We start from the raw sequence: 11579 nt of genomic DNA on the forward strand, positions 1-11579 counted from the left end.
AGGAATAAGCGTTGAAAGCTTAATTATTGATCATCTTCCTTTACTTCTTCTTCTACAGCTTGCTCTGCTTCTTCAAGCTCTTCTTCAGCTGCATCTACCATTTCTGCTGCTTCGGCCTCAGCATCTTCAACCATTTGATCGGCTTCGGCTTCAGCTTCGTCTACCATTTCTGCTGCTTCTTGCTTAGTTTCCTGGTAGTTTTCTTCCGCAGCTTCTTTTAACGAAGTAACAGTTTCTTCTGTAGTTTCAGCAGTATCTTCAACAGCTTTCTCAGTTGCTTCAACGGCATCTGCTGTTGCTTCTTTTACTGACTCAACAGCTTCCTGAGTTTCTTCTTTCGCAGACTCTTTCTTATCATCACTGCAAGCAACCGCAAGCGCTGATGCTAAAAGTGCAATAGCTAAACGTTTCATTTCCTATCTCCTCCTCGGATTATTTACTTATAAGTAAAGTCACAAAAAAATTCATAACCTTTTATAAACTTGAGCAACAAACATACAGCATTTATTGCTCAAGCGGTAAATAATACAATAGGTTAGGTTATTTTTTCGCCAGGAAAAGCCACGTTTCGAGAACTGTGTCAGGATTTAACGACACGCTGTCAATGCCCTGTTCCATCAACCACTTGGCCAAATCAGGGTGATCTGATGGCCCCTGCCCACAGATACCGATGTATTTGTTGGCTTTTTTACAGGCCTTAATGGCATTCGCCAACAAAACCTTGACCGTAGGATCTCGCTCATCAAATAGATGAGAAATGATGCCGGAGTCTCGGTCTAGTCCAAGTGACAGCTGAGTTAAGTCATTAGAGCCCACAGAGAAACCATCAAAATACTTCAAGAACTCTTGAGCTAGAATCGCATTCGATGGAAGCTCACACATCATAATAACGCGCAAACCATTATCACCACGACGCAAACCATTTTCTGCCAGTAACTCAATGACTTTTTCTGCTTCACCAAGAGTACGCACAAAAGGGATCATGACTTCAACGTTGTTAAAGCCCATCTTGTTACGAACGCGTTTAATCGCTTCGCACTCAAGTTCAAAACAGTCGCGGAACTCTTCGGAGATATAACGTGAAGCACCACGGAAGCCCAACATTGGGTTTTCTTCGTGCGGCTCATATAAGTGACCACCAATCAAATTCGCGTATTCGTTAGACTTAAAGTCTGACATGCGAACAATGACTTTTTCCGGTGCAAAAGCACAGGCAATCGTCGAAATGCCTTCGACTAATTTGCTAATATAAAACTCTTTTGGATTCGGATAGCCAGCCATTTGCATCGCAATAGTCTTTTTCAGACTTTCATCTTCCAGCTTGTCATAATCCAGCAATGCTTTCGGATGCACGCCAATCATGCGATTAATAATGAACTCAAGACGGGCCAAACCAACGCCTGCATGAGGCAAATGAGCAAAATCAAAAGCACGATCCGGATTACCCACATTCATCATGATTTTGAACGGTAATTCAGGCATGTCTTCAACAGAGTCTTTGCTGACTTCGAAATCAAGCAAGCCTGAATAAATCATACCTGTATCGCCTTCCGCACATGAGACAGTTACTTCAACACCATCTTTAATGCGGTCAGTTGCATCACCGCAACCGACAACCGCCGGAATACCCAGTTCACGCGCAATAATCGCCGCGTGGCAAGTACGGCCGCCACGGTTAGTCACGATAGCAGCAGCTCGTTTCATCACTGGCTCCCAGTCCGGGTCAGTCATGTCAGTTACTAAAACATCACCAGGTTTTACGCTGGCCATTTGATCAATCGAGCTGATCACACGAGCCTTGCCTTTACCTATTTTCTGACCAATGGCACGGCCTGTTGCTACTACATCGGAAGTACCTTTCAGGCGATAGCGTTCAATAATATTTTTATCGGAACGACTCTTAACTGTTTCAGGACGTGCCTGAACGATATAAATCTTGCCATCAGCACCATCTTTCGCCCACTCAATATCCATTGGACGCTTATAATGCTCTTCGATAATCAAAGCCTGTTTAGCAAGCTCTTGAACTTCACCGTTGTTAATACAGAACTGCATACGCTCCTGCACATCAACGTCAACGGTTTCAACACTCTTACCGTGATCAGTATCGTTGGTGTAAACCATTTTGATGGCTTTGCCACCTAAGGTTTTACGAACAATCGACTGACGACCTTCGGTGAGAGCTTGTTTATAGACATAAAACTCATCAGGGTTTACTGCACCCTGCACCACTGTTTCGCCAAGACCATAAGCACCGGTAATAAACACCACATCATTAAAGCCTGACTCGGTGTCCATGGTGAACATTACGCCACTGGCAGCAATGTCACTACGCACCATCTTTTGTACACCGGCAGAAAGCGCTACTAAAGAATGCTCAAAGCCCTGGTGAACACGATAAGCAATCGCGCGATCATTAAATAATGATGCAAACACTTCTTTAAGCGCTTTCATCACATTATCTAGGCCGCGAACATTAAGGAAGGTTTCCTGCTGACCGGCAAATGAAGCATCTGGCAAATCTTCAGCGGTAGCAGAAGAACGGACGGCAACCGCAAAATCATCATTGGCATCGCCTTTTAATTTGGCATACGCCTCGGTAATAGCCTGTTCCATTTCTGGAATAAACGGAGTGTCCATCACCCAACCACGTATTTTGGCACCGACTTCGGCTAATTTCGTAACGTCATCAACATCCAGGCTTGATAACTCTTCATTGATGCGCTTGTTCAGACCGCTTTGCTCAAGGAAAGCGCGGAAAGCATCGGCTGTAGTCGCAAAGCCGTTTGGAACGCTAACGCCCATATTGCTAAGGTTGCTGATCATTTCCCCAAGTGATGCGTTTTTACCGCCAACGCGCTCAACGTCACCCATCCCAAGTTGGTCATACCAAAGTACGTATTTATCCAAGGTTCTATCTCCAGTTTATAAATTTGGAATTACCGCAAACCGCTCATTTTTGGCTGATTATCTTGCCGATAGTGAGCGTAAATGCTTAAATTCACGAACAAAGTGGTCTTTGTGGCCGCTATTTTACTGATAAATGAGCAAATATGAAACGCACAGTCTTTTTTATTTCCGACCGCACCGGTATTACCTCAGAAATGCTGGGTCAATCACTAACTTCCCAGTTCGAAGGAGAGGTGGAATTCACCTATCACACCATTCCTTTTGTTGATGATGTGGATAAAGCTAACGCTGCGGTTTCCCGTATTAATCAGACTGCAATCCGTGATGGCCATAAGCCTATTGTCTTTGAAACCATTGTTAAACCGGAGATTCGGACCATCATCACCTCAGCCAATGCGTTGCTGGTGGACTTTTTCCATACCTACATTGGCCCCTTAGAAAAAGAACTGGGTGTACACAGCTCATTCCGGGTCGGCAAATCTCACTCAACAGATGATAGACAGGCTTATGACACCCGCATGAGTGCGGTTAATTTTGCTTTGAACAATGATGATGGAGCTTCAACCAAGCATTACAACCAGGCCGACATCATCCTGGTCGGCCCATCACGTTGCGGCAAAACCCCTACCTCACTATATATGGCGATGCAGTTCGGTATTTTCGCAGCCAACTACCCTTTCACCGAAGAAGACCTGCCGAATATCAAATTAAAGCCCGGCTTAGCGCAAAATAAGCATAAGTTATATGGATTGACCATTGACCCAATGCAGTTGCATGAGATTCGTAATAAACGCCGACCCAACAGCAAATATTCGGCACTCAATCAATGTATGCTGGAAATTCGAGAAGTAGAATCACTTTATCGCAGAGAAAACATTCCTTTTATCGACACCACATCCCGCTCAGTTGAAGAGCTGGCAGTGAAGATCATGGCCGACAAGGAAATCCAGAGGAAGATCTTTTAAAACAGAGTGGTTTTTAATTCAACTAACATAGCGCATTAAGAACAAGCTCTAAGAAGCCCTATGAATTTAAAGTACGCGTCTGAATTTTTTTCTATGTGGAGATTAAGAGCAGATTCCCGAAAGTATGTCATCCTGAACTAGATTCAGGATCTGCTCTTAAGGTTTTTAAAAGCTCAGTAGCTCTCAAAAGACTCTAAACGAGTCGTCTTCCGACATTAGATCGGGCGACCGCAGGTCGCCCCTACGAATAATGCTCTGTTGCAGGCCGATGGCTTCAATAAGGCTCAACCCAAACTCACCGGCTCTATCAACAAGGCCATTCTTTGTCCTTTAGGAACCTTATTATTAGGGAAGACAATCGCCTCACCATCAGACTCGACCACATAAGGCTCATCAGGATCAGACAGTAACTCAAAGCCTTGCTCAAACTCGGTGAAATTAGCCAAGTCATCCTCAACATTGAGATGCGATTCATCAGAGATCCGCAACAGCTCTTTTTTAACTGCAAATAGATTTAACTCATCGGTAGAACGGTCATTATTGAAGTGATAATTGGCAGCGACCAGTTTTCGTAATTGATTTTCCGCTTGCTTAAAATCATCGCGATTATTTTCACCGAATGGTTTAACCTTTCCAAGCTCCACCGTAAAAGCGTCGGCTTTGAAATGATGGCTGGTATGGTACGAAAAAGTCGAGCTTGCTTTGTGATAAAGCAGCACAGTATCTACGCCACAATCCTGCACAAAAGCTAACTGCTCTGCTTTGTGCTCGCGACCATCAAGATAAGGATAAATAGCAAAGCGTTGATGTTTAGAAGCTCGAATCGCGGTATGCAGATCATAGTGATAGCGACGAGCATCAGTCGGTGACTTATCAAAGAAATCTTTTACCGCCGCTTCAAGGCGCTTGGCTCGCAAGGCTTCATAGCAACTGGCATCAGCCTCAAGATAAGCCTTCCAATGATGGTTAAACATGCGATTCAAATTAAATTCTAAGAAACGCTCTTGCTGCATCATGGCTTTCGGGTTACCGAGCAATATCAGCAAATTGACTTGCAAAGCCTGACTCCCCACAAGAATATCACGCACCATATCACTGATAATTTCCATCGGTGCCGTTTCGTTGCCGTGCACACCACAGGAAAGACAAACATACTGATTGCTAGGTTGGTCGGGAGTAAATTCTATAATCCCGGCATCATGAAAGATTGCTTTGCCTTGATCGATTTCCAGCGAAAAAGGTTCATGGTGATCAGGATTTTGACGGACAAAGTCAATAAAGTTAAATGTATTAAAATCGTGTGACGTTAGCATAATTCTCTATGTTACTGATTCAGTTATTTAGTCGAAGCTCTTGACTAAGCCTACTTAGTCGCAGTTTCTTCAAAAGGCGGAACCAACAATTGCGGATCTAAACGATGGCTCAACCAATTTAGACGCCAGTCAAGATGTGGGCCGGTTGCGCGACCGGTAGCACCAATGCGACCAATGAAATCGCCCTGCTTTACCGGCTCACCGACTTCAACGTCAACACTGCTCAAATGCAAGAAAGTCGAGTTCACGCCAAAGCCATGATCAATGATAATGGTTCCACCCGAATAAAACATATCCGGGTGCGCTAAACGAACAACACCATCCGCCGGCGCGACAACTTCAGTTCCGGTTGGAGCTGCAACATCAACCCCAAAATGAGGTCGTTTGGGATCGCCATTTAAAACTCTTTGGCTACCATAAAAACCACTCAAGCGGCCTTTTGCTGGCCAGATAAAATCCTGCATGAAATATCTAAAATCTGTAATTTCGGCACGAGCCTCAGCGACCTGTGCTGTTTCTTTTTTTATGCGCGCTAATACTTCAGGTTTCTTAGGCGTCACTTTCGATGGTGGTAAACCATCGATACGTTCAATGTTGTACTGACGTTTGCGAATGGTGATGGGCTGGGTTTCTGTTTGCTCGCCCCTGGAAACGATTAAGGTCGCACTTTCAGGCATATCACGATGAAAACCAAACACAAAGTAACCATCGTCCGAAACCTTGATGTCTTGTCCTTCAAATTTTACTGCGGCTCCCGGTACTGCCTGGCCAATCACCAAGCCTCCTTGCGTGAAGTCACCTTTTAATGACAATATCAATGGCTCTTTCGCATTTAATTGAGTAAGGCTAAAAACAACCGTCAACAATAGAGCCAATACTACAAATCTTTTCATTTACGTTACCTATTCAGAATCATTCTTGTTTTCAATCTTGGCAGTAACTGCCACCTCTATAGAGTCCTCATGATCCTCATGGTTCAATTCAACCTGTTCAATCTTCTCAAAACGGCTGCTGATCTTATCAGCGGAGATAGTCACTTTCTTAACATCATCAGACACATTATTAATATGACGCGCCAAATCACTCATTCGCGTTCTGAATCGACCGAAGTCTTTCGACAACATCCCTAAATGTTCCTGAATGATATGAACCTGCTTGCGAGTAGCTTCGTCTTTCAGCACTGCGCTGGCAGTTGTCAGCAATGCCATCATAGTCGTCGGCGACACCATCCACACTTTTTGTTGTTGAGCAAACTCAACCAGATCAGGATGATGCGCATGAATTTCTGCAAACACTGCCTCAGCAGGAATAAACATCACAGCACCGACAGCGGTTTCCTGGTCGATAATGTATTTGCTGGCGATATCATTAACATGCTTTTTAATGTCTTTAAGGAAAGCTTTATGCGCCTGGTCGCGCTCAGGCGATGAACGTTCGACGTCAACCATCTTCTGATAATTTTCCAGCGGGAATTTCGCATCAACGCCAATCACGCCCGTCGGTTCTGGCAGGAACAAAGCACAGTCAACAATTTTGCCATTACTAAAAGTATGCTGGAATTTATAATGGCTGGTTGGCATAACATTCGAAACCAAAGACTCCAGCTGCACTTCACCAAAGGCACCACGCGAACGTTTATCCGAGAGAATTTCCTGCAAGCTAACCACGTTACTGGACAACTCGGTAATCTTTTTCTGCGCATCATCAATCAATGCCAGACGCTTTAATACATCCTGGAAGGTCTGAGTGGTTTTCTCAAAACCATCAGCCAAACGCTTCTCAACCTGGCCACTGATTTCTTTAAGACGCTCATCAGTAGTTTTGGTCAAGCCAGACATGTTTTTCTCAAAGTTTTCGGCTTGTGTTTTGAGGTTAAGCGTAATCTCTTCGCGAACATCTTTCATGCCGCGGCGGAATTGCTCCTGCAGCATAGCCAAAGCCTCTTTTTGGTTCAGCTCGATCTGATCCTTCAATTGCAGAATATTTTTCTGCAGAGTTTCCTTAAATTGATACAGCTCTTTTTGTTGGCTAACTGTATTGTCGCTAACCTTCTGACCAAGATTGTCACTGAACTTATTAAAACCGCCCTGCACCAGACTCTGGAACTGCTGGAAAGATTCAGACAACTTGACCTGATTGCCCGCCAGCTTTTCCACCATGCTGTCCGAAGCGCGCTGATTCTGCTCAACCAGGCGATTAAAGTCGTTTTTGGTCTGCTCAAAAGTATGACTCTGACGAGAATCCATACTCTTCAACAAATCACGCGACACCGACATATCATCAAGCAGCTGCTTAAAAGTGTTCTTTTGCCGAATCATTGCGGCCATAAAGGCAATCGCCAGTATGACAATAATCACCAGCAAAATGATTTCAATCGGATACTTGTTCCAAAGAGTTTCTAATGACATGAATGTTTAGCTTTTATTAGTGATAAATCAGACTTCCCAATGTGGTCTTATTATACACACAAGCCACCGCATCAAAAGTGGGATTTATAAGCAGTTGCAGGTCATCGGGCAACCACATTGGGTTGCCCCTACCGGGGTTTCAGCTCCGCAGGGGCGAATGGCGTTCGCCCAAACTATGCAGGCAGCTCATTCTACCGATAGAGGCTCCTTGTAGGCTGGCGATGAGTTTACGAATCCCAGCAGCGTAAATTGGATAACTACACTGGTGCACGAGCCAAGACCCGCCACAACCAATCCTCATCCTTAGGGGCGAATGGCATTCGCCCTAAATGTCACCCCCCCTTAAAGGCTGCCTTACCAATGCAAAAATGCATCAACAGCGACCCAAATCACAGCTCCGACACCGAAACTTTCGTATGACTTGTTGTTTTTTTGTACATCTCCTAGAGTGTTTTTTGCTGGTTTGCTCGCTTAATTAACAATAGGAGGTTTGTTGTTTATATAGAGAGTTGATCGGCACTACAAAATGGAAATCTAAGGAGAAAGTTTATGAAAAAACTATTAGTAGGAAGCTTAATAGCGTCATCTCTCGCTATTTTAAGTGGTTGTGGGGCTGATGGAAGAGTGACAGGTGGCGGCACCATGCACTCAGCCGGCGGCGATGGAAAAACCGTCTTCACAATCAATGCCAGCCGATGTCCCGATTCCACAGGAGAAAGTGTTGTCAAAGGACAAGTTCAATTCCACGATAAAACAGCCATTGACTTCGAAGATACAGGCGGTGTCAGTTTACACGCTGACGTTACATCAGCCATGTATTGCTCAGGTGATCCAGCTGATGACAACGGTGAATACTGCTTGCAATGCCAATCTGAGGGATATTACGAAGTTGAATTTGCTTACAGCTCCCAGAACAGCCAGAACCCAGGTGAAGGCAGCGGCTTCATGTGTATCGCCGATGCTGGTTCAGGAAATGGCTTACACGGAATTGCCATCGTTCAGGTTACTTCAGGGCCCTATGACGGCTACTCCAATCTAGGTGGAGTCAGCGGCAACGTGCAAGCTCACGAATGCAACACTCAAGAGTAAAGGGAGTTTATAACATGAAATTAAATAAAATCAGTCTAGCCACTCTTGCTGCAGTAGGATTGGCTATTTCATCAGCAGCTACCGCGAACACACTGGTACACAAGCGCTTTGTAGTTGAATACTCAACGCAAAAAAAAGCGGAAGTGATTCAAACATTAAATGAAGCCGGTGCCAACATTAAATTGGAACTCGATTCGCTAAACACCATCGCCTTTGAAGTTGATTCATTGGAAACTTTGCGAAACTTACGAGCAGACTCCAATCTAAAAATCGAGATTGATCCCGTGAGAACGATAACGCCTTCAGGCTACACCAAAATTGAAGATCACGTGGACGATCCTTTAAAGTCTCACCCTTCGCTGTATGGTATTCATATGGTGCAATCCGGTGACTTTCCAACTGGAGCGGCAGCCAACCCTGCTAAAATTTGTGTGATTGACACCGGTTACGATATCACGCACGAAGATCTGCCGAAAAATGCGATGGGCTCAAATGATCTGAGTGGCCCCTGGTATGGTCCCCTGCCAGAAGATCTTCACTATCACGGCACCCACGTTGCAGGAACCATTGGAGCGATAGGTGACAATGGTATTGGTGTAACAGGTGTTATCCCAAACGTTGAAGACACCGGCGGTTTCTATATCGTTCGATACTTTGACTCAGAAGGCGGCGTTGCCTATGCCTCCGGCCTTGCTGGAGCCATTGAGGAATGTGCCAATAACGGCGCTAACGTCATCAACATGAGTTTGGGTGGCCCAGTTTATTCTAAAGTTGAAGAAAGAGCCTTTGAACGTGCTCGTAAGGCAGGTGTTTTAAATATCGCCGCCGCAGGTAACGATGGCGTTTCAACTCATAGCTACCCCGCTTCTTACGACTCAGTCATGTCAGTCGGAGCGCTCGACTCAGCCAAAGTCATTGCTGATTTCTCGCAAACCACTTCGCAAGTGGAAATATCCGCACCCGGTGTTAGCGTTGGCTCAACAGGACCCGGTGATGCATATATCATCGCCAGCGGAACCTCAATGGCAACTCCGCACGTAGTCGGTGTCGCAGCACTGGTTTGGAGTCACTATCCACACTGCTCAAACTTCGACATCCGCACCGCACTGAAAGCCTCCGCGGAAGACCTCGGCGAACCAGGCCATGACTATGCCTATGGCGCAGGACTCGTTCAAGCCAAAGCAGCTTATGATTACCTTGCAACTAACGGTTGTACAGGCAGAATCTGCAAAGGTAATGAATGCGACCCTGCAAAATAATCATACACACACCAACCTAAAGGCGGCTCTTGCCGCCTTTTTTATGAGTCGTATAGGTTAGATAAAACAAACTGAGGCGCCATTCAACAACAATCATAAACAACCCCGCTCACGTAGAGGCGAATGGCATTCGCCCAAAGAAATGATTTCCCTGGGGTAGTCCTGACTTTAGTTTGCTAGCTGAGTATTTTTGTACTTCGAGTAAGCCTCTCCAAGCGCAACCCTCAACTGTCGCAATGGCAAATACTCAACTCGATATTGGGAGAAGTGGCTTTTAGCTGAAGTAATCACATCAGATTCAGTACCCGCTATGTACAGACCATCGATCTCATCCCAAAACAAATACAAATTGGCTGGATGTTCCGAATATCCTTGATATACCAAGTGCCGACTGTCATCGCCCTCTTCCTCGATATAAATATTGTTTTGCAGTTTTCGGGAGTCGTCGCATTGAGATATGTAATGAGTAGCCTTCAAGTTTCCAGAATCGTTATAAACCACAACTTTTGCAGAAGAAACACAAGTCGTATAGGTTTTGATATGACCCTCCTCCTTTAGCTTGTAGAAGATCAGAGCAGCGCATGCAGCTATAACTAGAAGCAATATGAGGTTGAGGTGCTTTTTTATGATGGACAATATTAATTCCCTGTAATTGTTATAAGACACCACGAATAGTAGAAACCTTTACTCATAAAGTCAAAATAGTCCAATCCAGATGCGTAGGTTAGATAAGTTGAGGTATGTCATTCACGATGGGCACTTCCTTCGATCGCCCGCGAAGGTGATCAAAGGAAATGTACTCGGGTGCAAGAACCCAAATTTTGAACCTGCTCTTAAAGTCGCTGGATCCCGCGGTCAAGCCGCGGGATGACGATGTTATGCTTAAATGCTCAGCATGACACTAACCACGATGTTGCTTGGATAATGGTCGAAGGCTACACCCACCAGACTGGATTAACGGTCAAGTATTGTCATCCCGCGGCTTGACCGCGGGATCCAGTGACTTTTGTTCAAACTACAAATACCCCGTCGACCTAAGGAAGGATTACTGCGTGCTTTGTCGAACTCCTTCGGAGGTTCTCATCATTTCCTTTGACACAACGAAAAAAGGCTTCCGGTTTAAGGGAAGCCTTTTGAATAATGGCCGAATGTGACCGCCAGGGCAGGATTTGTTCCCTACAAATCTCTGCATTTCCTCCATCCTTGGAGGTCAGACGGCGGGAATGCCAGAATTGCAGGAGCATATTCTGGTGAAGGATTACAACGTTGATCCGTTCAGGTTACTCTTTCCTTCAGGCAATAAAAAACCCCGCAAAGTGCGAGGTTTCTTGAATAATGGCGCGCGTGGAAGGATTACTGCGTCGCTGCGCTCCTTGCCCTTCGGGCCGTCGTCGGCTGCGCCTCCAACGTTCAAAGCACTTCGTGCTTTGTCGAACTCCTTCGGAGGTTCTCATCATTTCCTTTGCCACAACGAAAAAAGGCTTCCGGTTTAAGGGAAGCCTTTCGAATAATGGCGCGCGTGGAAGGATTCGAACCTCCGACCGCCTGGTTCGTAGCCAGGTACTCTATCCAGCTGAGCTACACGCGCATCTCGTTGTCGGGCGGTATTATGCCACCAGACGATGATATGTCAAC

At 45.3% G+C, this 11579-nt stretch carries 9 protein-coding genes and 1 tRNA gene; 3 read left to right on the forward strand and 7 right to left on the reverse strand.

Annotated features, from left to right (window positions below):
- Positions 1 to 23: 23 nt before the first annotated feature.
- Both ACYTXU_RS05985 and ppsA read right to left on the reverse strand, forming a co-directional pair.
- Positions 24 to 413, reverse strand: coding sequence for a hypothetical protein (locus tag ACYTXU_RS05985; protein ID WP_462209122.1), 390 nt, complete (start codon positions 411 to 413; stop codon positions 24 to 26).
- A 127-nt stretch (positions 414 to 540) separates the two neighbouring features.
- On the reverse strand, positions 541 to 2910 hold the full coding sequence (gene ppsA, locus ACYTXU_RS05990; protein WP_462209123.1) for a phosphoenolpyruvate synthase: 2370 nt from the start codon (positions 2908 to 2910) through the stop codon (positions 541 to 543).
- Between the two features lie 143 nt (positions 2911 to 3053).
- Here ppsA and ppsR point away from each other — a divergent pair, with 143 nt between their 5' ends.
- Positions 3054 to 3875, forward strand: a complete 822-nt coding sequence (gene ppsR / locus ACYTXU_RS05995; protein WP_462209125.1) for a posphoenolpyruvate synthetase regulatory kinase/phosphorylase PpsR — start codon at positions 3054 to 3056, stop codon at positions 3873 to 3875.
- Positions 3876 to 4159: 284 nt separating this feature from the next.
- Here ppsR and astE read toward each other — a convergent pair whose 3' ends face one another.
- From astE to ACYTXU_RS06010, 3 genes are read right to left on the reverse strand one after another with little or no spacing between them, the layout of a single operon-like run.
- Positions 4160 to 5188, reverse strand: a complete 1029-nt coding sequence (gene astE / locus ACYTXU_RS06000; RefSeq protein ID WP_462209126.1) for a succinylglutamate desuccinylase — start codon at positions 5186 to 5188, stop codon at positions 4160 to 4162.
- A gap of 50 nt (positions 5189 to 5238) precedes the next feature.
- Positions 5239 to 6081, reverse strand: a complete 843-nt coding sequence (locus tag ACYTXU_RS06005; protein ID WP_462209127.1) for a M23 family metallopeptidase — start codon at positions 6079 to 6081, stop codon at positions 5239 to 5241.
- A 9-nt stretch (positions 6082 to 6090) separates the two neighbouring features.
- A complete protein-coding gene (locus ACYTXU_RS06010) occupies positions 6091 to 7596 on the reverse strand; it encodes a DNA recombination protein RmuC (RefSeq protein ID WP_462209129.1) in 1506 nt (501 codons plus the stop codon).
- Positions 7597 to 8145: 549 nt separating this feature from the next.
- Here ACYTXU_RS06010 and ACYTXU_RS06015 point away from each other — a divergent pair.
- Together ACYTXU_RS06015 and ACYTXU_RS06020 are read left to right on the forward strand one after the other, a co-directional pair.
- On the forward strand, positions 8146 to 8685 hold the full coding sequence (locus tag ACYTXU_RS06015) for a hypothetical protein (protein WP_462209131.1): 540 nt from the start codon (positions 8146 to 8148) through the stop codon (positions 8683 to 8685).
- Positions 8686 to 8699: 14 nt separating this feature from the next.
- On the forward strand, positions 8700 to 9944 hold the full coding sequence (locus ACYTXU_RS06020) for a S8 family peptidase (protein ID WP_462209132.1): 1245 nt from the start codon (positions 8700 to 8702) through the stop codon (positions 9942 to 9944).
- 168 nt (positions 9945 to 10112) lie between these two features.
- Here the strand turns inward: ACYTXU_RS06020 and ACYTXU_RS06025 are convergent, their stop codons facing one another.
- Together ACYTXU_RS06025 and ACYTXU_RS06030 are read right to left on the reverse strand one after the other, a co-directional pair.
- Positions 10113 to 10580, reverse strand: coding sequence for a hypothetical protein (locus ACYTXU_RS06025; RefSeq protein ID WP_462209134.1), 468 nt, complete (start codon positions 10578 to 10580; stop codon positions 10113 to 10115).
- An 875-nt stretch (positions 10581 to 11455) separates the two neighbouring features.
- Positions 11456 to 11532, reverse strand: a tRNA-Arg gene (locus tag ACYTXU_RS06030).
- Between the last annotated feature and the right edge of the window lie 47 nt (positions 11533 to 11579).

The sequence above is a fragment of the Kangiella sp. M94 genome (assembly GCF_054926195.1).